Raw genomic sequence first — 25,707 nt, 5'->3', positions numbered from 1 at the left:
GGAGGGCTTAAAAAAATTGCAAACAAAGAATCAACCTTTTTACCTTTACCCCATCATGCAGATAACCGCGAAGCTCGTCGATATTAAAAACAGGGATATTTATCCCGCTACGGTCGCCATTGCCGATGGAAAGATAGTATCTGTAGTAAAGGTTGAAGTAGATAACGAAAACTCGCTGGCATACATGATGCCGGGCTTTATAGACGCGCATGTGCACATTGAAAGCTCGATGCTGATACCTGCAGAATTTGCGCGCCTGGCCGTTGTGCATGGTACCGTAGGCACCGTGAGCGACCCGCATGAGATTGCCAACGTGTGCGGACTGGCGGGTGTAGAGTATATGATTGAGAACGGCAAAACCGTACCCTTCAAATTTAATTTCGGCGCGCCGAGTTGCGTGCCGGCTACAACTTTTGAAACTGCCGGGGCAAACATCAGTGCCGGTGATGTAGCAGCACTTTTAAAGCGCGACGAGATTAAATACCTTACGGAGATGATGAATTTTCCGGGCGTGTTAAATAATGACCCGGAGGTAATGGCCAAAATTAAAAGCGCTCTGGACGCAGGGAAACCTGTTGACGGCCATGCGCCGGGTTTACGAGGCGAACAGGCCAGGCAATACATTGAGGCAGGCATCAGTACCGACCACGAATGTTTTACCCAAGAGGAGGCTTTGGATAAATTAAGCCACGGCATGAAAATATTGATCCGCGAAGGGAGCGCAGCCAAAAACTTCGATGCCCTGGCCGACCTTTTACACGATCATTCAGAGCATATCATGTTCTGTAGCGACGACAAGCACCCCGACAGCCTCGTAGCAAGTCATATAAACGAACTTTGCAGTCGAGCCTCACATAGAGGCATTGATGTATTTAAAATCCTCCAGGCGGCCTGTATTAACCCCGTAGAGCATTACAAATTAAACATAGGACTATTGCAGGTTGGAGATGACGCCGATTTTATTTTGGTGAAGAACCTGAGCCGCTTTGAAGTACTCCAAACCTATATCAACGGCGTACTGGTAGCCGATGAAGGCCAATCAAAAATCAGCGGGGCATCCGCCGGAATGAACAACAATTTTGATTGTATCGAAAAAATTCCGGAAGATTTTATTTATTTCCACGAGGATAAATTTGATGGACTAACTCCTGTAATTGAAGCGATTGACGGGCAATTGATCACCAATAAATTGATGGTTGCACTCAAGCCCGAAGATGGAATACTAAAACCGGATTTAAAGGATGACATCCTGAAGATTGCCGTTGTAAACCGTTATCATCATGCGCCCATCGCTAAAGCGTTCATCAAAAATTTCGGCTTAACCGAAGGCGCAATCGCTTCATCCGTAGCGCACGACAGCCATAACATCGTAGTTGTGGGCGTTGACGATGAAAGTATTTGCAGAGCGGTAAATTTGATTATCAAAGCCCGTGGCGGCATCAGCTGTGTAAGCAAAAACGAAGAAACTATTCTGCCCCTGCCTGTTGCAGGCTTAATGAGCGATCAGGACGGTTACGAGGTTGCCAAAGCTTATACCGATATCGATGCCAAAGCCAAAAAACTCGGCTCAGCGCTCTCCGCTCCCTTCATGACGTTATCCTTCATGGCCCTGCTGGTGATCCCTCATTTAAAATTGAGCGATAAAGGCCTCTTTGATGGTAACGAGTTTAAGCTAATTTGATTACGTTAACGAATTAAGATTAACAATCTTCTTATCAGGTAAATCGTAAGTCCTAATTCAAAATTCGTAAATTTTCGTTCCCCCTTCAGGGGGCTAGGGCTCTAAAACTTCAAGTGCTTTACCGTAAGACCATTATTAATCAATTGCTTAAGCGATTCTATCCCCACCCTTAAATGAGTTTCCACATACCGCTCGGTAACCTTTGAGTCGCTTTCGGCAGTCTTCACCCCTTCGGGGATCATCGGCTGATCTGACACGAGCAACAATGCCCCGGTGGGGATTTTATTGGCAAAGCCGGTGGTAAAAATAGTGGCCGTTTCCATATCGATGGCCATAGCCCGGAGGGATTTCAAATACTTTTTAAACTTTTTATCATGCTCCCAAACCCGGCGGTTGGTGGTGTAGCAGGTGCCGGTCCAGTAGTCGCGGTCATGCTCGCGGATGGTGGTTGATATCGCCTTTTGCAAAGCAAAGGAAGGCAACGCTGGAACTTCGGGCGGCATATAGTCGTTTGAAGCCCCCTCGCCGCGTATCGCCGCTATGGGCAGTATAAGGTCGCCAACATTATTATTCTTCTTTAAACCGCCGCATTTGCCCAAAAAAACAACGGCTTTAGGGTGTATAGCCGTCAGCAGATCCATAACGGTGGCTGCCAGCGCACTGCCCATACCAAAATTGATAATGGTAATACCGTTGGCGGATACGCTTTGCATCGGTTTATCCAGGCCAATAATGGGTGCATCATCATGCCATTTGGAAAACAGCTGTAAATATCCCGAAAAATTGGTCAGGATGATGTAGGGTGTAAAATCATCCAGCGGCCTGCCGGTGTAGCGCGGCAGCCAGTTCACCACAATGGCGTCTTTGGTTTTCAGGCCCGCCCTGATGGGGCTTTGTACCTCTTTAATTTTTTTTGAACGCTCAACAATGGCAGGATCTTTCTTAACATCCTTTTCCTCGTTCATGTTTTCTCTGTTTAATAAATCCATAATTTATCCGCTGCCTAAAAAGCAACGCCTCCTTTCTAAATAATTTTTCCGATCAAAAATTCGGCTTAATAACATACTTCTCATAAAATTTAACAATATGATTAACAGCATCTTCGGCAGTATCAACTAAACGAAACAAGTTTAAATCTTCTGCTTTGATATTGCCTCCCGACAGCATTTTATCCTTTGCCCATTCAATCAAACCGCTCCAATAATCCGACCCAACCAACACAATCGGGAACCGAGCAATTTTACCGGTTTGGATCAGCGTAACCGCTTCAAAAAACTCGTCGAGCGTACCAAAACCACCCGGCATTACAATGAAACCTTGTGCATACTTCATAAACATTACCTTGCGCACAAAAAAGTATTTAAACTCCAGTAGCTTGTCGCGGTCGATGTATTTATTGTCAAAGGCTTCAAAGGGGAGTTCAATCCCCAGGCCTACCGATTTTCCGCCGGCTTCAAACGCGCCTTTATTTGCAGCTTCCATAATACCCGGCCCTCCGCCCGATATCACGCCGTAGCCCTGTTTGGTTAATAATGCAGCTACCTGTTCTGTTAATACATAGTACCGGTGCTCCCTTGCTGTACGCGCCGAACCAAAAATGGAAACACAGGGCCCTATTTTAGCTAATTTTTCAAATCCGTCTACAAACTCAGCCATAATCTTGAAAATCTGCCATGAGTCGGTAACCTTAATCTGATGCCAATTTTTGTTTTCAAATGCACTGCGTATCTTATCTTCTTTCATTCCTTCGTTTTGGTACAAACAGCATAGTACTCTGTAAGCTGTTGTGTAATGGTATACTTTATTGTTGAAACTATTGTTCCGTTTATGTTAATTGTTTGTCTCGATTTACCGGGTTAAACCTGGTATGAAAACCATGAAAAACTTGATCGCGACCAATACCTCACCACTCGTCATTGCGAGGTACGAAGCAATCTCTACATAGGCAGAGTGGCTCTGCAGATTCGCCCTGTATAGCATGAGATTGCTTCGTACCTCGCAATGACGACGGTTTTTAGCCTGCGTTTAATGTAGCGGTTACTGCTAATTCTAATAGGCGTAGCTGCTCTATAATTTCGCCCTGTAAGCATAGAGATTGCTTCGTTCCTTATAATAACGATCTTATATAATGTTGCCCTTGATCTTACTCATCCCCCCACCCTACGCGCTAAACTTAATGGCGTTTAAATAATGCGAAAGGATGTACGAATACTCTTCGTAAAACACGCTGCCGCAGTCCAGCTTTTCCTGCCCCTTAAAAAGAATGTAAACTATCCGCCCCTCGTTATTAGCCTGCATGTGGAATTGCCAATCGGCAATGGTTAAATAGATACTCAAACCACCCGTCCACGTTTTATTTAACATGTTGGTTTGGTATAAACCTTTTTTGGTGATGTGGTTAATCAGCTTCTCGGCATTATGCTGAGCAAGTTCATTGGGCTCCAGGTAACCTTCTACTGGAAATTTAATTACGGCTTCAACTTCAGGATGCATAGTACTAACAGTAAAATTTAAAAAAATTCAGGGCTTTTATAATGAGCTCTCGTTAATTAACTCTGAAACTATTTGGAAGACGGTTTAACCGGATCTTTTACGCAGTTTTTTTATACACAACCCTTAAATTTAGAACTTTACTTTCACAAAACCAAGAAGATGAATTAATTTATTTACAATTATTTAACATAAAAAGGATATTTTTGCTTTTTTACATAAAATTACCAATAAAAAATACTTTATAAGGCCTAAAAAAGTTAAATTTTGCTTTTTAAATCAATGATCGTTGAGCGGTAACCCAAGGCGCTGATAATCTTTCCAGTTGATATACTCATCACCTTTTCGGTGCTCTACCATGGTTATACAATCGTCAACAGGGCAAACCAGGTTACATAAATTGCAGCCTACGCACTCCTCTTCTTTAATGGTGTACTTGTTATAGGGCTTACCATAATCGAGGGCGATGGATTGATGTGATGTATCCTCGCAGGCGATATAGCATAAACCGCAATGCACACATTTATCCTGGTTAATATTGGCTATTACATGGTAATTGATATCCAGATCTTCCCAGTTAGACATGGCCGGTATAGACTTACCTATAAAATCGTTCAGCGTGTTGAAACCTTTATCGTCCATCCAGTAACTCAAACCCTCGCACAGATCCTCAATAATGCGGAAACCGTGCTTCATAACGGCAGTGCACACCTGCACGTTGGATGCGCCGAGCAACATAAATTCAACGGCATCTTTCCAGGTGCTGATGCCACCTATGCCGGATACGGGTACCCGCCGGGTAATTTCGTTCTGACTAATGGTAGTCAGCATCTTCAAAGCGATAGGCTTTACTGCCGGTCCGCAATATCCACCGAATGCCGATTTCCCCCCCACATTAGGGTTGGGAATTAAGGTATCCAGATCGATACCGGTTACGGATTGTATCGTATTGATCAGCGAAAGCGCATTGGTGCCACCCAATACCGAAGCTAAACCCGTTGGCACCACCGAGTGAACGTTAGGCGTTAACTTGGTAATTACCGGGATCTGGGCAACTTCCATTACCCACTCTACCACCATGCGGGCAATTTCCGGGTCCTGGCCAACTGCCGCTCCCATGCCCCGCTCCGTCATTCCATGCGGGCAGCCAAAGTTGAGCTCAAGGCCATGAGCGCCTGTATCCTGTACCTGTTTAATTAATTCGTGCCAACTTTCGCGGGTGTTATCAGCCATTAAGGATACGACCATGGCCCTATCCGGAAACTCTTTGAGTACTTCTTTAATTTCCGTCAGATTGATGGCCAGGGGCCTGTCGGATATCAGTTCAATATTATTGAACCCCATCACCCTGCTGCCATGATAATCAACCGCCGAATATCTCGACGATACGTTTTTTACCTGCGTACCCAGTGTTTTCCATACCACACCGCCCCATCCGGCTTCAAAAGCGCGTAACACGTTGATCTTTTTATCCGTTGGGGGGGCACTCGCCAACCAAAACGGGTTTGGCGATTTAATTCCTAAAAAATCTGATGATATATCTGCCATGTTGTTGGTTATTCGTTATTGGGTTATTGGTTAATGGGTTAGTAGTGGTTATTTAGTTATTTGGTGGTGGGATTGGTAAGTCATTTGTTATTGAGTTACTGGTTATTCAGTTATTGATTAACCAATAGTTGATAAGTTATTGGTTACCTGTGTTTATTAATCTATTTTGTTAAGTTAGCAACCCGCGTAATTCACTAACTTAACAAAATAACTCAGTAACCTAATAACCCAATAACCACTAACTTCATAACCCAATAACCAAAATAACCACTAACTAACCGACAAAAAATTCAAAATCCCTGCCGCGCCGTCTTTTCCGGCTTGTACGGCATCTACTACTTCTCGTCCTCCGTTTACGCAATCGCCACCGGCAAAAACACCGGCTATGCTGGTTACGCCGTTCGCGGCGGTTACTATTTTTCCGTATTGGTTTTGGAGGTTGATGCCTGATACTAAAGCCTCGAAAGGCATTTGCCCGGCGGCTTTAATCACCATGTCCACATCAAGGATGGTTGTTTCGCCGGTTTCAACCGGTGATCGCCTTCCACTTGCATCGGGTTCACCCAAAACCATATTACTGCAAACCAGCTGGGTCACTTTACCATCCTCACCTATAATTTGTTGTGGGGCAGCCAGCCAAATAATGTTACAGCCGTCCAGTTTGGCAATATCCAGCTCAACTTGTGTACATGGCATCTCGGCCTGGGTACGCCTGTATACCATGGTTACCTGTTTGGCCCCCAAACGCTTAGCCTGGGTTGCGGCATCAATAGCGGTCATACCCATGCCTATTACGGCAACGTTCTCACCTACCCTAACCTCGCTGAAATCCTTGCTACGGATGTCGTAAATAAAGCTGATGGCATCAACCACGCCTTCCAGTTCTTCGCCCGGAATACCAAGCTGACGGGCCAGCCCAACACCGATACCGATATATACGGCATCGTATTGGTTTTGCAAATCGGCAAGGTGAATATCTCTACCCAATTCCTGGTTATATTTAATTTCGATACCTCCTAAGGATAAAACATAGTTCACCTCGTCTTCACAAAACTGGTCGGTAACTTTATAGGCAGCTATGCCATAAGTCATTAATCCGCCGCCTTTGGCTTCTTTTTCGTAGATGGTCACATCGATACCCTCACGGGATAAAACATGGGCACAGGATAGCCCGGCAGGACCAGCTCCAATAACCGCTACCCTTTTGCCGTTAGAAGGTTTGCGGGTGAATAAAGGCCATTTTTCCTGGATAGCCTTCTCGGTCGAGAAGCGTTGCAGGCGGGCTATCTGGATGGGTTCTTCTTCCATCAGGTTATATACACAGGCGCCTTCGCATAATTTTTCAACCGGGCAAACTTTGGAGCAGCCACCTCCCATAATATTTGAGGAGAAGATAGTATGGGCTGAGCCTTTGATGTTTTCAGTTGCAATTTGTTTGATAAACTTGGGCACGTCGATGCTGGTTGGGCACGATTTCATGCAAGGCGCATCGTAACAAAATATACAACGGTTAGCCTCAACCAATGCGGCTGTAAGGTTTTCAAAGGGCGGATGGATATCCGCGAAGTTTTCTTCGTACTGACCGGTAGTTAACCTGAAATTTGTAATTGCCATATTTTAAAATCAGGAGGTTTAAAGTGCTACAATTTGACCATAAGTTTCAGGCCGGCGATCACGGAAAAACTGCCAGGTGCTGCGCACCTCATCAATCATATCCAGGTCAAATTCCGATATCAGTAGTTCATCCTCATTTTCAGAGGCCTCGGCGATGATTTGCCCGCGTGGGTCAACAAAGTAGGATGATCCGTAAAAACGGCCCAGGTTCCAGGGCTTTTCTTCGCCCACACGGTTAATGCAGCCCATAAAATAACCGTTAGCCACCGCGTGCGCAGGCTGCTCAAGCTTCCACAAATATTGCGAAAGCCCGGCCACCGTTGCTGAGGGGTTATAAACTATTTCGGCACCATTAAGTCCGAGGCAGCGCGCCCCATCGGGGAAATGCCTGTCGTAACAAATATAAACGCCAACCTTTGCGTATTTGGTTTGGAAAACCGGGTACCCCATATTGCCAGGTTTAAAAAAGAATTTCTCCCAAAAACCATTGGTATGAGGAATATGGTTTTTACGGTATTTGCCCAAATAGGTGCCATCGGCATCAATTACAGCGGCTGTGTTATATAAAACACCGGGCTGTTCCTTTTCGTAAATGGGGACAATGATCACCATGTTATATTTTTTGGCATACCCGGCCATCAGATCTGTAGTTGGCCCCGGAACGGATTCTGCCGAGGCATACCATTTGGCATCCTGCCCGGGGCAAAAGTAAGGGGTAGAAAATATCTCCTGCAGGCACAGGATCTGTACTCCCTGCCTACCGGCTTCCTCAATATAAGGAATGTGCTTTTGCACCATAGCATCCATAATTTGGCTGATGGTGCCCTCGCCCTCCGTTTTGGGCAAACTCATCTGTATCAGGCCCGATTTAATAATTCTTGGCATGTATGTATTTTTATTTTGATAACGTTTTTTTAACTCCGGGCCAGGCTATGTTGTGGCAGGGGGGTGTTCTACGGGCGACTAATTTGTATTTATTTGATACCTGTCGCTTGATGAAACACACCCCTCCGTCGCGCTGGCCGCCGCTTTTTTCCTAACTCCCCTCTTGAGAGGGGGCGGGCCGGGCGGTGTTGTGGCTGGGGTGTGTTCTACGGGCGACAAATTTGCATCTACTTGATACCTGTCGCTTGATGAGACACACCCCTCCGCCCCTCTCGAGAGGGGAATCGCACGCTGGCCGCAGCTTTTTTTTTTAACTCCCCTCTTGAGAGGGGGCGGGCCGGGCGGTGTTGTGGCAGGGGGTGTGTTCTACGGGCGACGAATTTGCATCTACTTTAGGCTTGTCGCTTCACGAAACACACCCCTCCGCCCCTCTCGAGAGGGAAATCGCACGTGGGCCCCGCTTTTTCTTTAACCCTGGTTCTTAAAGCATCACACTATATTGGATACCTTGCTCCGCTTGATGAACTGGCCGTTGCCTTTTTCTACAAGGCATTCGTCACCATCAATGGCAACCTTGCCCCTCAGCAACACGGTTTTAACCTTGCCGCTCACCTCCCAGCCTTCATAGCCCGAATAATCAACATTCATGTGATGGGTAGCGGCTGATAGGGTGTGTTTACCATTCGGATCAAATATCACGATGTCGGCATCGCTACCTACCGCTATTGTTCCTTTGCGCGGAAACATTCCGAATATTTTTGCGGCGTTGGTGCTCGAAACCTCTACAAACTTATTCAGGCTGATCTTCCCTTTGGCCACACCTTCCGAGTATAACAGTTCGATGCGGTTCTCGATGGCCGGGTGGCCATTGGGTATTTTAGAAAAATCGTTTTTGCCCATCAGTTTTTGCTCCCACATAAAAGGGCAATGGTCGGTAGCTACAATCTGCAACAAACCCTGATTAATACCAGCCCACAGCGCAGCCTGATCCTTCTTCTCCCGCAAGGGCGGACTCATCACCCATTTGGCACCTTCAAAATCATTTTCATATAGGGAAGCATCCAAAATAAGGTATTGGATACAGGTTTCGGCAAAAACCTGGTAGTTTCTCCGGCCTGCATCACGCACCGCATTTAAAGCCCCCTCGCAGGTTAAATGCACAATGTACGCAGGGCAACCGGTATAACCAGCCATTTGTGCGAAACGGTTGGAGGCTTCGGCCTCGGTAACTTCGGGTTGCGAAAGGTAGTGATACAGGGGGGATAGCTTGCCCTCCGCACGATGCTTAGCTACCAGGAAATCTATTACATCTCCGTTAGTGGCATGTGTGGTCACCATCCCTCCCTGCTTTTTCACTTCACTCATTAAACCAAACATCTGACGGTCATCAATCATCAGTGCACCTTTATAAGCCATAAATGTTTTGAAGGATGATATCCCCTCCTCTTCAATCATTTGTTTGATCTCGGCCTTTGTATTTTCGTTAAAATCGGTAACGGCCATGTGGAAGCTATAATCGCCAACGGCGGTTCCTGTGGCACGTGATTGCCAGTCGGTTAAAGCGGCTTTCAGGCTATCTCCCTGGGTTTGCAGCACAAAATCAATCACGGTTGTTGTGCCGCCGTATAAGGCCGCCCTGGTACCGGTTTCATAATCATCGCTGGAGAAAGTACCCATAAACGGCATAGCCAGGTGTACATGCGGATCAATACCTCCCGGAAAAACCAGCATACCTGCGGCGTCAATTTCCTTTTCGGCCTTTACCTGTAAATTTTGGCCTATGGCTTTAATCACTTCGCCTTCAATATAAATATCCGCTATACAATCGTTACCGGCAGTAATTACCCTGCCGTTTTTAATTAATACCGACATGGTATCCTCCTTCCTCAACATTCATGTATTCGTTCACTGTAATTTTTTGTTTTTGCATCATAACAAGGTACGATAATCCTGAAATAAAGAAACCCACAAACCAGGCATAGTTGTATAAATAAACCAGCCATGGCCAAACTGCACCTTGCGCTATAACCCCTATGGTGGTTAAAAAGCCGGGAACATTGGGCAATATACCTAATATAAGCGCTATAATAGCTGCATTATTAAACCCGTTGCCAAAGGTGTAACGGCCTTTAAAGCTATAAAGCTCATTTAACTGGAGTTGCTGCCTGCGGATAAAATAGTAATCGGCTATCATGATGCCGCCTATTGGGCCAAGCAAGCCGGAGTAACCTACGAGCCAGGTAAAAATATAGCCAGACGGATCGGCAATCAGCTTCCAGGGGAAGATGAGTATACCGATAAGCCCTGTAATATAGCCACCGGTTTTAAAATTGATTTTTTGTGGTGAAAGATTGGCAAAATCGTTAGCGGGGCTTACAATGTTAGCGGCGATATTGGTAGCCAATGTTGACAGCGCTACCGCTATCATGGCTATGCTTACCAATACTTTGCTATCAAACCTTCCCGCCAAGGCCACCGGATCCCAAATGGTTTTGCCGTAGATGATAAAGGTTGCCGAGGTTACTACCACACCGATGAACGAGAACAGCGTCATGGAGGTAGGTAAGCCAATGGCCTGGCCCATTACCTGCGCGCGCTGGCTTATAGCGTACCGTGTAAAATCGGGAATGTTGAGCGACAGCGTAGCCCAGAAGCCTACCATCCCCGTAAGGGAAGGAAAAAAGAACGCCCAAAACTGCGAAACCGATTTAAATTTGGATGGCTGCGCCAATATAGGGCCTAAACCATGCCCTGCCGAAATAGCCCAGAATAAAAGCGCCAGGGCCGCCGCCGGTAAAAAGAAAGCCTTGAATACCAGCAGCTTTTTAATGCTATCAACACCTAAATAAACCACATACATATTTAACAACCAGAACAACAGAAACAAAATAGCGGGGCCGGTTTGTAACGACCATGATGCGGGGAACACTTGCGGAAGCGCATCTACCGAAGGAACCCACAATTTAACCATCTGGTACAAGGCATAGCCCCCTATCCAGGTTTGGATGCCAAACCAGCCACAGGCTATAATGGCTCTTAACATGGCCGGGATGTTGGCCCCCGTTACGCCAAAGCTCGCCCTGGCAAATACCGGGAAAGGGATACCATATTTAGCTCCGGCGCGGCCATTCAAAATCATGGGGATCAATACGATGGTATTACCAAGCAGGATAGTTAAAATGGATTGCCACCAGTTCATCCCCCCTTCTATCAGCGAGCTGGCCAGCATATACGTAGGGATACATAAACTCATACTGATCCACAAGGCGGCATAGTTCCACGTACCCCAGGTACGCTGGTTTAATGGTATAGCCGCAAGGTCATCGCTAAATAATTGCGAATCTCTGGCATCGGTAGGCGTGGTAGATGTATCCTGCATATTTAAATTTAGCTAAAAAATTCAATATACAAATTCATCGGCAATAGAAATGGCTTGCGAAATGATAGCCAGCCCTTCGTCAACCTGTTCTTTGGTGATGGAAAGCGGCGGCGCAATAAAAATATAGTTCCAGCGCACAAAAGCGTACATGCCCAGTTCCTTAATTTTAGCGGCTACCTTATTCATCACCACCATTTCGTCAGGTTTGGCATTGTACGGTGCCATGGGCTCCTTGGTATTTCTGTTTTTAACCAACTCGATACAGCCTAATAAACCGGTGTTCCTAAAATCGCCTATGCTTGGATGGTGTTTCTCCATTTCGGCAACCTGCTCATCAATATATCGCCCCATGGCGGCGGCGTTTTCAATCAAATGTTCATCCTCGTAAATTTTGAGCACTTCCACTCCCGCCGCGCAGGTTACCGGGTGGGCCGAATAGGTTAAGCCCAGCATCAAAGGCTTATCGTTAAATGCCTCAGCAATTTTATCCGTCACAATCAAAGCGCCTAAGGGCAAATACCCTGCGGTGATGCCTTTGGCGGTAGCTATCATATCGGGCACTACACCACCATGATTATCCACACCAAACCATTTGCCGGTACGGCCAAAGCCGCTCATTACTTCGTCGGCAATTAACAAAATACCATGCTTATCGCATAAGGCGCGCAGCTTTTGCAAATAATCGGGTGGGTATTTGATACATCCGGATGTACCGCTTTCGCCCTCCATTAAAATAGCGGCTACGGTTTCGGGGCCCTCAAATTCAATTACCCTTTCAATATGGCTCACACATTCGCGGTTACACGAGTGGATTTCTTTTCCCCAGGGGCAACGGTAGCAATAGGGGTCTTCCACGTGTACAAAGTTGGGTGCCTGTTGCGAATCGGACGCCAGCTTACGCGGATCGCCACCGGCAGTCATGGCACCGTAGGACGAGCCGTGAAAAGCCCTGTAGCGGGTGATGATTTTATGCCGGCCTGTATAAATGCGGGCCAGCTTGATAGCGTTTTCGATAGCGGTAGCGCCGCATACCGTAAACAAAGTTTTGGTTAAATTACCGGGAGTAATCTCGGCCAATTTTTTACCCAGTTCGCCGCGTGCTTTGGTAACGCAACTGGGTGTTACATAACTTACCTGCTGCATTTGCTCCATTACCGCCTGCGCCACACGCGGGTTGCCGTGGCCGATATTGACATTCATTAAGCCCGATGAAAAATCGAGGTAACGCTTGTCTTCGTAATCATATAAATAAACCCCCTGCGCATATTTAACCGCGATGGGGTTAATTCCTTTTTGTTTGCTCCATGAAAACAGGGTATAATCCATACTGTTACGGATGATCTCTTCTGTTTCGGTTAATGTTTCTGTTAGCATATGGCCCCCTAACCCCCTAAAGGGGGAATAAAAGTTTATATTAAATTAATTAATTATTCTATTTGATCATTCCTTGATATTCCGCTTGCCCATTTCCTCCCCCTTCAGGGGGCCGGGGGGCTCTAACTCATCCAGTTAACGCCCGCCTCCGGGTTCCATTTGGTGGTGGTTTTCTTTAGCTTGGTCCAAAACTCGATGGAGCTTTTACCGGTGATATCGCCTACGCCAAACTTACTTTCGTTCCAGCCGCCAAACGAGAAAGGCTCGCGGGGTACGGGTACACCAACGTTTACCCCGATCATCCCTGCGCTGGCATTGTTAATCACATGCCTTGCCGCGCCCCCGTTCTGTGTGAACACCGCCGCCGCGTTGCCGTAAGGGTTTGCATTTTCAATGGCCAAAGCTTCATCAAGTGTATTGGCCCGCATAATACTGATCACCGGACCAAAAATCTCTTCGCGCGCTACATCCATATCAGGCGTAACATAATCAATTACTGTTGGGCCTACGTAAAAGCCCCCCTCTTTGCCTGTCACCGTAATATTACGGCCATCTACCAATATTTTGGCTCCCTGCCGCTCGGCGCTGGCAATGTAACGTTCAATGTTTTCTTTAGACTGCTTGCTGATTACCGCACCCAGGTTATCGCCGGGCACAACTTTCTTTGCCTCTTCTACTATTTTATCTACAATATGGTTAACATCGCCTACCGCTACCATGGCTGATGCCGCCATACAACGCTGCCCGCCGCAACCACTCATAGAGGCCGTAATATTAGCAGCCGTCATCGCGGGTATAGCATCGGGTAATACCAACAGGTGGTTTTTTGCGCCACCCAAAGCCAAACAGCGTTTATAATTATAGGTAGCCCGGCGATAAACTATTTTGGCAACCTTGGTTGAACCGACAAAGGATACAGCCTCGATACCCGGATGATCGCAAATTGCTTCTACTATCTGGCTATCGCCGTGCACCACATTGAATACGCCATCGGGCAAACCGGCTTCTTTTAACAGCTCAGCTATGCGGCCAACACTCAAAGGCACCTTTTCGGATGGCTTCATGATCATGCAATTACCCAGTGCAATAGCATTGGGGATGGTCCAGTTGGGTACCATGCTCGGGAAATTAAACGGTACGATGGATGCCACAACACCCAGGGGTACGTATTCGGTGCGGCATTCTATTCCCTTACTTACTTCCAATAATTCGCCGGCAATTAATTGTGGTAACGAGCAGGCAAACTCGGTTAGCTCAATAGCCTTTTCAATTTCGGCAACAGCCTCGGTATAGGTTTTACCGTTCTCTTCAACTATGAGTTTCGAGAGTTCGTCCAGGTGCTGATGCAACAGATATTTGTATCTGAAGAACACCTGCACCCTTTCCTTAATTGGCGTGTTTGACCATGATTTGAAAGCCGCTTTTGCAGATTGAACTGCCAAATCCAGATCAGCAGCAGCCGAGAGCGGAACCTGGGATAATAACGATCCATCAACAGGAGATACTACATACAGGTAATTACTGGTTTGCGCATCTAAAAACCGACCGTTGATGTAATTTTTAACAGCACCGTACTTCATTGAGTATAATTTATAAATGTAACTGGCAATATTCTCTAACAATTTTCAAGGAAGATTAAATCGCCAATAAAGATTTAAACATACAACAAAAAAGCGAAATATGCAATTTAATTGACATTTTCTGCAAAAATTGCAATTAAGATTTCAAAAGGAAAGGGGTACAGATTTTACGATAAAAGGCTTAGCGTTGAGAGTGCTAACTTGAGATTTATGTGCCAGCTTGTTGAGATATAGGCAAGTTAATGTTTTGAGGCAATTGTGTTATTTGATCTCTAAATTCAATAATTTTGAGTTGGGTTATCATGTGCTCAAGCTCCTGAATAAGAACAAAATCTAATTTTTCCGGAATCGGAGTTTTGCTTTTGAGATATTGATTACACGCCACGTTAATCATTTCCGAAACGGTTATTTGACCATCAGCATCTAAAAATATCTCCTGTGCCCAAAAATCCATCGTAATCATAGTTGGCTTACCGTCAATCTTAGACATTACGTATATTTCCTTTTTACTTAGCCAGTCCCAAGGCTTTGTTCTTATAAAGTATTTATCCTTATTGGAATAAGTTAAAAGAAATTCATTAACAATGACGTTATGTTTACCTTTTAAAAATTTATTAAACATACTTTAATGATTAAAAAACTTTCCTCGAAAAATAGAATCTAAAAAAAGAAATAACAGTTAAAACTACCTCAATCCGCTTAAATCGGGCTGGGCTAATTTGAGTACTTTAAAGTACATATCTGTTTTTGTTTGGTAAACACCTTCAATGGGAGCGATGCGTTCGTTCACAACTTGTACCAGATGGCTGTTATCGCGGCACATTACATCTACTTCAAGGTCAAAGTCGCCCGAAGTGCTGGCCAGGAAGCTCACCTCCGGAAATTCCATCAGTTTAGCGGCCACATGTTCAATTAAGTTAGCGGGGCGGATAGAAATTTTTATGTGGGCATAAGCATGGAAACCCACCTTTTCGGGGTTAACCCTACCTACAATCTGGATAGTTTTATCATCTATCAATTTACCTACCCTGGTGCGGATATTGCTGATAGACACGCCCAATTTTTCGGCCATAACAGTAAATGACATTCTGCCATCCTGTTGCAACAACATCAAGATGGAAAAATCCAATTCGTCAAGGGAACCATTACTACCGTGAAAAGCGTTTGTTAAATTCATTTTGGGGATTTATTAATGGAGGTTAATATCATCAATAATTTCCAAATATGCAAAAAATCGCCTTAGCAACGGATAACAGAATTTGTTCTTTTTAAATTATAATCAAATTTTAATACCGGACTTATTGATATACAATTCATCCGGCATTAAAAATGATTAAAAACAAATTAATTAAATATAGGGGAAGGGATCAAAAAATATACTTTACAAAAGCTTCCATCGCCTCATATTCGGCCAGGCCGAGCCTGTCGTAACATTTGGCGGTTTCGCGGTTACGGTCTTCCGCCCGTACCCAAAACTCTCTCGAGTCTTCGCCAGGGAATACCGGAAGGTCTTTTTGCGACTGGTGTTTGAAGATAGCGTTACGCTTCCGGATCACTTCCTGTGGTGATAAGGGCACCGCCATCTCAATCTCGTGGGTGGCAAACTCGTGCCAGGCTCCGCGGTACATCCATAGCCAGCAGTGGTTCACCCAATCTTCGCCCTGGTCTCTCAAACGGCGCAGAGCGGCCACAATGATATTGAAGCACACCAGGTGTGTGCCATGCGGGTCGGCAAAGTCGCCGGCGGCAAATATCTGGTGTGGCTTTACTTTTTGCAGCAGTTCTACCGTCAGCCTGATATCTTCTTCGCCAGCCGTATTCTTTTTGGTTTTGCCGGTTTCGTAAAAAGGCAGCGCCATAAAGTGGATATGATCATCAGGCAGGCCAGCATAACGCGCTCCCGAAATTGCTTCCGTTTTGCGGATGAAGCCCTTAACATCCCTGATGGTTTCGGTATCTACCTGGTTGGGTTGTTTTTGGTCGATAAACTTGCGCATATCCTCGTAGATCTGTTTCAGGTGCGTATTGCCGTCGCCGATGCTGTGGTTAAAGTCGATGGCGAATTCCATGTATCTTAACACGTCATCATCCCATACCGCCGTATTGCCCGATGTTTGGTAGGCTACGTGTACATCGTGTCCCTGGTCTACTAAACGGATAAACGTCCCTCCCATCGAGATTACATCATCATCCGGGTGCGGCGAGAAGATGATCGACCTTTTGCGGGCCGGTTCTGCCCTTTCGGGCCTTTGGCTATCGTCGGCATTGGGTTTACCTCCAGGCCAGCCGGTAATGGTATGCTGGATCTGGTTAAAAATATCGATATTGATGTTATAAGCGGGGCCCTGTTCTACCGCCAGTTGCGCCATGCCGTGGGTATTATAGTCTTCTTCCGTCAGTTTCAGGATAGGCTTTTTAATGGTATTGGCCAGCCAGATTACCGCTTTCTTTTTCAGTTCGTTCGTCCACTCGCAGTCTTTTACCAGCCAGGGTGTATCAAAACGCGTTAACTCGGAGGCTGCGCCCTCGTCCAGAATAAACTCTACATGGTCCGACAGTTGAAGATAGGTAGCGGGTACTTCGCCCGAAATTTCGCCCTCTATCGCCTTTTTAATAATCGGGGCCTTTTTCTGGCTCCAGGCCATCAGGATAATTTCTCTTGCTTTAAAGATAGTCCCTACGCCCATGGTAATGGCTTTGGTTGGTACGTTTTCTTTACCGCCGAAATCGCGCGAGGCATCGCTGCGCGTCAGGTCGTCCAGCGTTACCAGCCGGGTGCCCGAGTTGGGTGCCGAGCCCGGCTCGTTAAAACCGATGTGCCCGGTACGGCCAATACCCAGTATTTGTAAATCCAGGCCGCCAAGCCCGGTGATCTTTTGTTCGTATTTTAAACAGAATGCCGCCACGTCTTCCTGTTTCAGCGTACCATCAGGGATATTGATATTTTCCCGGTCGATGTCTATATGGTTAAACAGGTTTTCGTTCATAAACGTAACGTAACTTTGCGCAGCCGTAGGCTTCATGGGGTAGTATTCGTCCAGGTTGAACGTAATTACGTTTTTAAAGCTCAACCCTTCTTCTTTGTGCAGCCGTACCAGTTCGTTGTACACGCCTATCGGTGTTACGCCAGTTGCCAGGCCTAATACCGCTTTTTTGCCTTTTTCTTGCTTATCGCGAATCAAAGCGGCAATACGGCCAGCTACTTTGACCGACGCTTCTGCCTGCGTTGCGTATACGCTTACTGCTAACTTTTCAAATCGGGTCTCTTCTAAGAGATTTAATCGAGCCATGAGGTGAGGTTTTATTATGAGTATATCTGTAAATAAATTAGTCGTTGTTGCTGCAATTTAATTTCAATCCATTGGGAATCTTATACCTGTAATTCGGCCAGATTTAAAGCTTCCATCTTATTCAATTTACTTTCTAACGGCTTACCAAAGTTTTCGACCACAAGGGCAGCACTACCAATTAACTGGGCACGCGCATTGAGATCAGAGATCAGGAATTCGGTATGCTCTGTTAACCTGGGTATGCAATGTTCGTTAATGGCCTGCTGGATAGGTGCAAGCCATAGCCTACCTACTGTACTGCCTTTACCACTCAAAATTATGGCCGCCGGATTCATCAGGTGGATCAGGATAGATAAGCCCTGCCCTACTAAATAGGCGGCCTCTGATATCAGCTTCACCGAAAACACATCACCTTTAACGGCTTCATTAATTATGGCGTCGGCATCAATCGCATCATAGCTGCTTAAACTGCTCACTTGCCCTTCCTCAACCCCTTTTTTTGCTTTCGCGGTAACGGCAATCAACGAAGCCTCGGTTTCTAAGCATCCGTGCTTTCCGCAAGTGCATAACTTTCCATTTTTAAACAAGGGTATATGGCTAAACTCACCGGCCAAACCGTTGTCTCCGCGAAATATGGATCCATTCAATATCATTCCTAAACCAATACCCCAGCCCAGGTTAATCACCATCACATTTTTTTTAGCGGCGGCTATGCCAAACTTTTGTTCGGCCAAGGCTATGGTAGTCGAGTCGTTATCTATAAATACGGGCATGGATAGCCCTTTCTCCAAAAGCTCAACCAGCGGATCGGCAGATTGCAGGTAACTATAATTAATACCTTTTTCTGTGTTGACAAAACCTGGCATAGAAATTCCGGCGCCCAGGACTTTAGTTTGAGGGATACCCGATTGTTTCAAAAAATTGTTGATATGGCCAATCAACACATCAACCTCATTTTGATGCTGATACATGTCGAATTTAAGGCTCTGGATATCGCTAACAAAGTTATTGTTCAGATCAACAATAACCATCTGAGTGGCAAAACGGTCCATCGCGATAGAGAGGATGTACCATTTATCGGCTACGAGGGAGTAATTTAAAGGCTTACGGCCACCACTGGATATGCCGAGACCCTTTTCCATTACATAACCATCCTCAATCAACTCGTTTAATAACTTTAAAGTATTGGGGATGCTTTTGCCAACAAAAGTGCTAACATCAGCGTTAGATGCTACCTTGTTATAGTATAAACATTTAATTATCTCGCTATGGGCTGTCAACACAGCAATATCCCCGTTCATCATCTGCACTTCCATTTATACTACATATTTAGAAGTTTAAATTGACAAAACGAAATACTTTTTAAAATATTTAAAAAGTATCCTCTTGTTTATAAACCAAACGTTAAGTAATTATTATCCAAAGTTTGATTGATGTGAAGAAGAAAGAAAAGAAATGCCACACTTTTATAGCCGGTCAACTTGAATATAGTCAATTATCAAACTACAGCATCAGTTTCTGAATGCGGTGGTTTACAGGTAGACTTTGGGTTTATTGATTAAGATGAGCGGGAACGAAATTTTGCTTGGGTGCATCGCAGGTTGAACAGCGATAGTTGCTAATATCCTCAAATTTAACGCCGGGCGCAATGTTATTCCAATCATCGCCGTACTGTTCGTCGTAAACGGTTTGGCAACTTTGGCACTGATAAACCTGTTTTACCACAGGCGGAGTTAACTGCCCGGGTTGCAATGGAGGTAGCGTATTTTGGTGGTGCGAACAGGTTTCGTAAAAGTGATTGCAAAGCTGGATGAGGTAGCGGCTCAATTCTGCCGCTATAACTGATTCCCGATAGGGTATCAGCCCATTTAAGTTGGGATTAAAATCCGGCTGGTGTAAAATATCAAACAACCCATTCACTTGTTTTTGAATAACAATGGCAGCAAACGGTACAGCTGCAGGCTTAACCTTAACGGCAAAACTAAGGCGATAGGTACGTATGTCGGCCTCTTCAAACTCGCGTACCAGTTGGCGCTTCAATGCCAGGCCCTCATCGCATAAATCCTCAACCTGCCAATTCAATTCGTTGGAGGCATGGCGCACATTCATTCTGTGCTGGTTAAGCAGGTTGCCCCAAATATCCCTATCAGCCAAATCAATATTTTTTATCAAAATTGATTTCCAGGGGCTAACATATAATTGCCCCAACCTGGTTTGCATACAGCAATGGCACAGCTCTTTTAAAAACTCAATAGCAAATAGCTCATCGCGGCGGTAAATGCCGAGCCAGTACTTGTTGCCCTGCCTGTTAATACCTTCGTAATAGGGTAAATGGAATTCGGGTATTTGTAAAGGCTGATTAATTTGCTGAACAACTAAACCGGCCCGCTGATTAACCAGCTGATAAAAAAGCTCGGAATTGGCCCCTGGCTCAGCATAAAACAAGCCTGCGTTGGCGTCTATCGTTTCTTCAATCACCTTACAAAGCCCGGCAATATCATCCGAATAAATTAACGAGGGCCAGCAGTACAGCGTGTTGGTTTGGGGATACCTTACATACAAATACCAGTAATTGCTTACATCCGACGAGATAAAATTTAAGTGACCGGTAAAAAACGGAACAAAGGTTTGGTTGCTGTCAACCACGTTAATTTTAAGCTTGGGCCGGTGGCTAAACAAGCTAAAAACATCTTTATAAACACCTTCCTTTAACCAGTTATCCTGGTTAAAAAGATAGTCGGCAATGTAGGAGCTTAATATGTTAGGGTATAGATCGCCATCAATCTCGTAATCAATTTCGGCGCTTAGCATATCCAGTTCCATATCTTCCAACTGCTCTGCCACTATGGTAAAGTACAATTGCTGCCTGTTACCAAACCTGATGTGTTGCGCACCTGCTTTTTGCGCTATAATTAAAATCTCATAAAAATCGCCGGCTGAAATAACACCGCCGGGCAAGTTGATTTTGATTAAATGTTGGTTGCTGTTCTGCATAAAATATCAATTAACACAATAAACCAAACCTGGCAGTAAAACCTCGTCGAGCAAACGCTTTACTTCGGGGCGGCATGAGCCGCAACCCATGCCAGCACCTGTTGCCGAGCAAAGCGCATTGAGCGTGTTACAGCCATCGCTTACCTTATTACGAATATTATCCGCACCTACATTGTTGCAGCTGCAAACCAGTTTGCCCAGTACCGGCTCTGCCACTTTGCCGTTACGTAATAATTGCAGGCGTTTCTCGCTCAATTCGGTTTTATTGGCTATCAATTCTTTAAACTCCTGAAACTCGCCCTTATCCCCTATCAATATGGTACCCACCAGCCTATCCTGGTGAATGATGCACTTTTTGTAGTAGCGCTTGGCTTTATCAATAAATACAATTTCTTCATAATCCTGGTTGTTGGGGCATTCGGGCAAACCTATACTGCATAAATCAAACCCGTGGATCTTGATGATGTTCATAAACAGGCTCCCCTTGTAGTAACTGGCAATATCTCCCTTTAAATAACGGGCCACCACGGCGGCCTGCTGCTCGGCAGCCGCCGTAATACCATATAATACGCCCTCAAATTCGGCTATCTCGCCAATGGCGTAAACGTCGGGGTCGCTGGTTTGCAGGCGCTCGTTAACAATTACGCCACGCTTACACTCCAGGCCGCAATCCCTGGCTAACTCCAGGTTTGGGGTAGTGCCAATAGCCAGTATCATGGCATCGCAATTTATTTTGCGCCCGCTCTTTAGGCCTACACCGGTTAGCTTTGATCGCCCGTAAAAAAGCTGCACCTCATCGTCATAGTAAATATCGCAACCCTGGTCAACCATTTCCTCGTGCAGTAACTGGCTGCCTAACTCATCCAACTGCCGGTTTAAAAAACGCGACACCCGCTGAACAATAGTTATTTTGATACCTATCTCGCGCAATGAGGCCGCCATTTCAAGGCCCAATAAGCCGCCGCCTACAATAACCACATGCCCATTTTTAGGCACATGCTTTTTAAAGTTATCAGCATCGGCACGGCTGCGCATACTGAAGATACCGGGCAACGAGGGGATATTTTTAGGGATAGCCGCCCTGCTGCCTGTAGCTATCAGCAAAACATCATAGTGCGTTTTGATTCCGCGGCTATCGGTAACAAATTTCTGCTCGCGATCAATCTTCTCCACGCTTACGCCACGCAGCAGACTGATGTTATATTCCGGCTCTTCGGAATCTTTCATCTTAACCAGTTGCTCCCATTGCTGCTCGCCGCTAATATAATCGGGCAGCATAACGCGGTTATAAAAGGGATAATTCTCTTTGCTGAAAATGGTGATCTCGTCGAGCTGGTTAATCTCGCGGTATGATTTTACAAAGCCATAAGCCCCGGCCCCCGCTCCTATGACCACGATACGCTGAAAGGGTTTTTCAAACTTACTGACGTGTACAGCGCAATATTTAAAATCGGGCTCCTTGGAAATATCGTCAACCAGATTGTTAGTAACGTTATTGGCACGGTTAAGATCGTTACCTAAAATTTTGCCCCAGTGCATGGGTAAAAACACCACACCTTGTTTTATTTCAGCCGATACACTGGCCTTTACTCTTACTTCGCCCCTGCGCGATGTTATCACCGCCATTTCGCCATCTTTTAAATTCAATTGCTCCGCATCCGCGGGATGGATGGTTAAAAACGACTGGTTGATGTGTTGGTTAAGCTTATTTACTTTACCGGTTTTACTCATGGTATGCCATTGATCGCGGATGCGACCGGTGGTTAATATCAACGGATAATCAGCATCAGGAAGCTCACTGGTAAGGGTATCGGCCACAGCACTGATGACGGCCTTTTTTGATGGCGTATAAAACAACTTATCCGTAAAAAGGCGCGGTGTGCCGTTATTTGTACTTCGCTTTTTATAGGGCCACTGCACCGATCCCTTTTCTTTCAGAATATCGTAGCTTAAGCCGCTGATATCGATATTGGTTTTGGCCGTTAATTTGGCATGCTCGGCATAAATCTGGGCAGGGTTTTCAAAATCGAAACCCTTATAACCCATTTTTTGGGCAAACCGGCAGATAATTTCCGCATCGGGCAATGCTTCGCCAGGGGCATCTATAATCTTGTTCAGGTAACTTATCCTCCGTTCAGAATTAGTCATCGTCCCCTCCTTTTCGGCCCAGGCGGCGGCAGGCAATATCACATCGGCATATTTTAAACTCTCCGGCTTGTTGCTTACCTCCTGCACCACCACAAATTTGGCTTTCTTTAAAGCCTCTTCGGCTAAACGCGCGTTAGGCAAACTGGTTAAGGGGTTGGTACACATAATCCAGATGGCCTTCAAGCTACCATCGTTCAGGGCCTCGAACATTTCTGTAGCCGATAGGCCCGGCTTAGGCGATATTTCGGTTCCGCCCCAAAACTTCTGCACTTCTTCGCGGTGCAGGGGGTTACTCATGTTTCGGTGTGCCGGCAGCAAGTTAGCCAAGCCACCAACCTCGCGCCCACCCATGGCGTTGGGTTGCCCCGTTAATGACATAGGCCCCGACCCCGGTTTACCAATGTGGCCGGTAATCAAATTCAAATTAATCAAACTCAGGTTTTTGTTAACACCAATAGCACTCTGGTTAAGCCCCATCGTCCACATGGAAATAAAGCCCCCGGCCTTGCCTATATATTGAGCCGCCAGGCGGATATCGCTCTCGCTCAGGCCACAAATCCCTGCCGACTCGGCCAAAGTTCTTTTGAAAACCACGGCGCTGTATTGCTCAAAACCTTCGGCATGGTTGGCTATAAAGTGGGTATCCACGTCGCCATTTTCAATCAATAACCTGCCAATGGCATGGTTCAGGGTAATATCGGTACCGGGGTTTAATTGCAGGTGCAGATCGGCAATGCCGCAACTATCCGTAATACGCGGGTCAACTACAATAATTTTAATATCGGGGTTGGCCGCTTTGTGGGCCTCAACCCTTCGCCATAAAATGGGGTGGCACCAGGCGGGGTTTGCACCGGTAATATAAAAGCAATCGGCCATTTCAATATCATCATAACAAACGGGCACACTATCCTCGCCCAGGGCAATTTTATAACCCGCAACCGCGCTGCTCATGCAAAGGCGCGAATTGGTATCGATATTATTACTGCCAATAAAGCCTTTAATGAGCTTGTTAACCACATAATACTCTTCGGTTAAACACTGGCCGGAAGCATAAAAGGCAACAGAATCGGGCCCGTACTTATCTATAAAGGTTTTAAAAACGGCGGCGGTACGGTTAAGAGCTTCATCCCAGCTTACCCGTTGCATGGGCATATTTTTATGATACCGCATTTGCGGATAAAGCAACCTGTCGCTTTTATCATTTACGGTATAGTGCAGGTTAAGCCCTTTACTGCAAAGCATCCCTTTATTTACAGGGTAATTTTGATTACCCTGTAAAGTAATAGTTCCGTTTTTTTCCTTACTCAACACCACACCGCAACCCACGCCACAATAGCAGCAGGTAGAAGTATAGGTATCTGAATGCTTTTTTAAACCAGCCATCTCAAAATTGATTACAGCACCAATATTATAACGAAGCCTCCATGGTAACGGGGGCTAATTGCTCTTGATGAAGGCCGAAAATTTTACTGAAGCGGGTTAACAGCACAATAACTGATACCACTATTACAGCAATGCCGATATAAGTAAAAGCCTGCGCATAGCTGATGGTGCTCGATTTAAATAAAAACCCAAACAACATGCCGCCCAGGTTACCGCCCGCGCCCACTATGCCACTTATTAAACCTACGTTTTTGGTGTTGATGAATGGCACAATACCATAGGTTGCACCGTTGGACATTTTAAGAAATAAAGCGAACGTAAGCATGGATACAATGGCAAAAACCAGGGACCCCGCCTGCGCAAAAACAATTAAGCCAACACCTTCTAACAATAACATGCCAGCTAAAAGCAAACCTTTGCCACGCATACCAAATTTGCCGCCCACCCTGTCTGAAACTATACCGCCCAGGGCACGCGCAAAAATATTCATGAAACCGAAGATGCCTGCCCAAAAACCGGCAGAACTCTGGCTCAGATGAAATGAATCGACAAAATGAAGCGAAGCAACATTATCAAAAGTTAGCTCCATACCAAAACAGCAGGCATAGGCCAGGGTAAGCGCCCACACGCGCCAGTCGGCCAACACTTTCCAGTCCGTTGTTTTGCTTTCGGCTTTTGAGTGGCCTATCTCGTCAAAATTACCTGCGGGGGTATCTTTGGTGTACCGGTGATATAAAAAAGCGATAGCCAGCATCATCACTCCCGGTATAATCATGGCATATCGCCAGGCTTCGCCCTTGGTATAACCAAAACCTACTATGGCGGCAAATATTAAAGGCATTACCATATTGGTTACGCCCCCGCCCAGGTTACCCCAACCACCGGTTACGGCATTGGCGGTCCCTTTTATTTTAGGCGCAAACATCATGGAGGTATGGTACTGGGTAATTACAAACGAAGCGCCGATTACACCGATGCCCAACCTGAACAACAAAAAGGTAATATAACTATGAGCAAGGCCCACACAAAAAACAGGAACCGAACCAACAATCAATAACCTGACAGCAGTTTTGCGCGGCCCCCAAACATCACATAACTTGCCGATAATTAACCGCGCTATAATGGTTGAGGCAACCGAAGCAATAATGATGTTGCCAACCTGCCCTTTGGTTAAGCCCAGCTCAACGCGTATAGTGGGCATAAGCGGCGCGAGCCCGAACCAGCCAAAAAAGCACACAAAAAACATGAGCCAGGTGATATGGAAGGTACGCATTTGAACGCCTTTAAGGCTAAAAATATTCAGTTTGTCTAATGGTTTTGCTATTGAATTCATAATGTTGT

18 protein-coding genes are annotated in these 25,707 nt (G+C 45.7%); 1 reads left to right on the top strand and 17 read right to left on the bottom strand.

The annotated features are described in order from the left end of the window. Positions 1–55 precede the first annotated feature (55 nt). Positions 56–1,681: an adenine deaminase gene (gene ade / locus MUCPA_RS31700; protein ID WP_008512204.1), complete on the top strand. Its 1,626-nt coding sequence runs from the start codon at positions 56–58 to the stop codon at positions 1,679–1,681. Positions 1,682–1,782: 101 nt separating this feature from the next. On the opposite strand, the gene MUCPA_RS31695 is transcribed toward ade, so the two are convergent. From MUCPA_RS31695 to MUCPA_RS31615, 17 genes are all read right to left on the bottom strand, one after another. Continuing rightward, on the bottom strand, positions 1,783–2,646 hold the full coding sequence (locus MUCPA_RS31695) for an AMP nucleosidase (RefSeq protein ID WP_008512203.1): 864 nt from the start codon (positions 2,644–2,646) through the stop codon (positions 1,783–1,785). Positions 2,647–2,722: 76 nt separating this feature from the next. Further along, positions 2,723–3,424, bottom strand: coding sequence for an LOG family protein (locus tag MUCPA_RS31690; protein ID WP_008512202.1), 702 nt, complete (start codon positions 3,422–3,424; stop codon positions 2,723–2,725). Positions 3,425–3,841: 417 nt separating this feature from the next. Next, on the bottom strand, positions 3,842–4,174 hold the full coding sequence (locus MUCPA_RS31685) for a hypothetical protein (protein ID WP_008512201.1): 333 nt from the start codon (positions 4,172–4,174) through the stop codon (positions 3,842–3,844). A gap of 276 nt (positions 4,175–4,450) precedes the next feature. Beyond that, positions 4,451–5,719 carry an NAD-dependent dihydropyrimidine dehydrogenase subunit PreA gene (gene preA / locus MUCPA_RS31680; RefSeq protein ID WP_008512200.1) on the bottom strand — a complete coding sequence of 423 codons (1,269 nt, stop codon included), beginning with the start codon at positions 5,717–5,719 and terminating at the stop codon, positions 4,451–4,453. Positions 5,720–5,989: 270 nt separating this feature from the next. Beyond that, positions 5,990–7,333: an NAD(P)-dependent oxidoreductase gene (locus tag MUCPA_RS31675; RefSeq protein ID WP_008512199.1), complete on the bottom strand. Its 1,344-nt coding sequence runs from the start codon at positions 7,331–7,333 to the stop codon at positions 5,990–5,992. Between the two features lie 18 nt (positions 7,334–7,351). Then, complete coding sequence (locus tag MUCPA_RS31670; protein ID WP_008512197.1) at positions 7,352–8,218, bottom strand: nitrilase-related carbon-nitrogen hydrolase; 867 nt, start codon at positions 8,216–8,218, stop codon at positions 7,352–7,354. Between the two features lie 489 nt (positions 8,219–8,707). Beyond that, the gene (hydA, locus tag MUCPA_RS31665; protein WP_217220354.1) at positions 8,708–10,111 is read right to left on the bottom strand and encodes a dihydropyrimidinase; all 1,404 of its coding nucleotides are present in this window, start codon (positions 10,109–10,111) and stop codon (positions 8,708–8,710) included. Beyond that, complete coding sequence (locus MUCPA_RS31660; protein ID WP_008512194.1) at positions 10,074–11,597, bottom strand: NCS1 family nucleobase:cation symporter-1; 1,524 nt, start codon at positions 11,595–11,597, stop codon at positions 10,074–10,076. The genes hydA and MUCPA_RS31660 overlap by 38 nt, the downstream gene beginning before the upstream one ends. A gap of 21 nt (positions 11,598–11,618) precedes the next feature. Continuing rightward, on the bottom strand, positions 11,619–12,971 hold the full coding sequence (locus MUCPA_RS31655; protein ID WP_008512192.1) for an aminotransferase class III-fold pyridoxal phosphate-dependent enzyme: 1,353 nt from the start codon (positions 12,969–12,971) through the stop codon (positions 11,619–11,621). A gap of 122 nt (positions 12,972–13,093) precedes the next feature. Next, complete coding sequence (locus tag MUCPA_RS31650; RefSeq protein WP_008512190.1) at positions 13,094–14,551, bottom strand: CoA-acylating methylmalonate-semialdehyde dehydrogenase; 1,458 nt, start codon at positions 14,549–14,551, stop codon at positions 13,094–13,096. 208 nt (positions 14,552–14,759) lie between these two features. Beyond that, entirely contained in the window at positions 14,760–15,173 is a 414-nt protein-coding gene (locus MUCPA_RS31645) for a hypothetical protein (RefSeq protein WP_008512189.1), read from the bottom strand. A 63-nt stretch (positions 15,174–15,236) separates the two neighbouring features. Beyond that, a complete protein-coding gene (locus MUCPA_RS31640) occupies positions 15,237–15,728 on the bottom strand; it encodes an Lrp/AsnC family transcriptional regulator (RefSeq protein WP_008512187.1) in 492 nt (163 codons plus the stop codon). Between the two features lie 190 nt (positions 15,729–15,918). Continuing rightward, on the bottom strand, positions 15,919–17,841 hold the full coding sequence (nagB, locus tag MUCPA_RS31635) for a glucosamine-6-phosphate deaminase (protein ID WP_008512185.1): 1,923 nt from the start codon (positions 17,839–17,841) through the stop codon (positions 15,919–15,921). 80 nt (positions 17,842–17,921) lie between these two features. Then, entirely contained in the window at positions 17,922–19,157 is a 1,236-nt protein-coding gene (locus tag MUCPA_RS31630; RefSeq protein ID WP_233276812.1) for an ROK family transcriptional regulator, read from the bottom strand. Between the two features lie 235 nt (positions 19,158–19,392). Continuing rightward, positions 19,393–20,835 carry a rubredoxin domain-containing protein gene (locus MUCPA_RS31625; protein ID WP_008512182.1) on the bottom strand — a complete coding sequence of 481 codons (1,443 nt, stop codon included), beginning with the start codon at positions 20,833–20,835 and terminating at the stop codon, positions 19,393–19,395. A 6-nt stretch (positions 20,836–20,841) separates the two neighbouring features. Continuing rightward, positions 20,842–24,366, bottom strand: a complete 3,525-nt coding sequence (locus tag MUCPA_RS31620; RefSeq protein WP_008512180.1) for a nitrate reductase — start codon at positions 24,364–24,366, stop codon at positions 20,842–20,844. Between the two features lie 25 nt (positions 24,367–24,391). After that, positions 24,392–25,699, bottom strand: a complete 1,308-nt coding sequence (locus tag MUCPA_RS31615) for an MFS transporter (RefSeq protein ID WP_008512178.1) — start codon at positions 25,697–25,699, stop codon at positions 24,392–24,394. Positions 25,700–25,707 lie beyond the last annotated feature (8 nt).

The sequence above is a fragment of the Mucilaginibacter paludis DSM 18603 genome (assembly GCF_000166195.2).
Classification (GTDB): Bacteria; Bacteroidota; Bacteroidia; order Sphingobacteriales; family Sphingobacteriaceae; genus Mucilaginibacter; species Mucilaginibacter paludis.
This window is presented reverse-complemented; position numbering and strand designations above follow the sequence as displayed.

Excerpts from the sequence above, each read along its gene's own strand:
- ade (WP_008512204.1), top strand. The coding sequence starts at position 56 with ATGCAGATAACCGCGAAGCTCGTCGATATTAAAAACAGGGATATTTAT.
- MUCPA_RS31695 (WP_008512203.1), bottom strand. The coding sequence starts at position 2,646 with ATGAACGAGGAAAAGGATGTTAAGAAAGATCCTGCCATTGTTGAGCGT.
- MUCPA_RS31690 (WP_008512202.1), bottom strand. The coding sequence starts at position 3,424 with ATGAAAGAAGATAAGATACGCAGTGCATTTGAAAACAAAAATTGGCAT.
- MUCPA_RS31685 (WP_008512201.1), bottom strand. The coding sequence starts at position 4,174 with ATGCATCCTGAAGTTGAAGCCGTAATTAAATTTCCAGTAGAAGGTTAC.
- preA (WP_008512200.1), bottom strand. The coding sequence starts at position 5,719 with ATGGCAGATATATCATCAGATTTTTTAGGAATTAAATCGCCAAACCCG.
- MUCPA_RS31675 (WP_008512199.1), bottom strand. The coding sequence starts at position 7,333 with ATGGCAATTACAAATTTCAGGTTAACTACCGGTCAGTACGAAGAAAAC.
- MUCPA_RS31670 (WP_008512197.1), bottom strand. The coding sequence starts at position 8,218 with ATGCCAAGAATTATTAAATCGGGCCTGATACAGATGAGTTTGCCCAAA.
- hydA (WP_217220354.1), bottom strand. The coding sequence starts at position 10,111 with ATGTTGAGGAAGGAGGATACCATGTCGGTATTAATTAAAAACGGCAGG.
- MUCPA_RS31660 (WP_008512194.1), bottom strand. The coding sequence starts at position 11,597 with ATGCAGGATACATCTACCACGCCTACCGATGCCAGAGATTCGCAATTA.
- MUCPA_RS31655 (WP_008512192.1), bottom strand. The coding sequence starts at position 12,971 with ATGCTAACAGAAACATTAACCGAAACAGAAGAGATCATCCGTAACAGT.
- MUCPA_RS31650 (WP_008512190.1), bottom strand. The coding sequence starts at position 14,551 with ATGAAGTACGGTGCTGTTAAAAATTACATCAACGGTCGGTTTTTAGAT.
- MUCPA_RS31645 (WP_008512189.1), bottom strand. The coding sequence starts at position 15,173 with ATGTTTAATAAATTTTTAAAAGGTAAACATAACGTCATTGTTAATGAA.
- MUCPA_RS31640 (WP_008512187.1), bottom strand. The coding sequence starts at position 15,728 with ATGAATTTAACAAACGCTTTTCACGGTAGTAATGGTTCCCTTGACGAA.
- nagB (WP_008512185.1), bottom strand. The coding sequence starts at position 17,841 with ATGGCTCGATTAAATCTCTTAGAAGAGACCCGATTTGAAAAGTTAGCA.
- MUCPA_RS31630 (WP_233276812.1), bottom strand. The coding sequence starts at position 19,157 with ATGGAAGTGCAGATGATGAACGGGGATATTGCTGTGTTGACAGCCCAT.
- MUCPA_RS31625 (WP_008512182.1), bottom strand. The coding sequence starts at position 20,835 with ATGCAGAACAGCAACCAACATTTAATCAAAATCAACTTGCCCGGCGGT.
- MUCPA_RS31620 (WP_008512180.1), bottom strand. The coding sequence starts at position 24,366 with ATGGCTGGTTTAAAAAAGCATTCAGATACCTATACTTCTACCTGCTGC.
- MUCPA_RS31615 (WP_008512178.1), bottom strand. The coding sequence starts at position 25,699 with ATGAATTCAATAGCAAAACCATTAGACAAACTGAATATTTTTAGCCTT.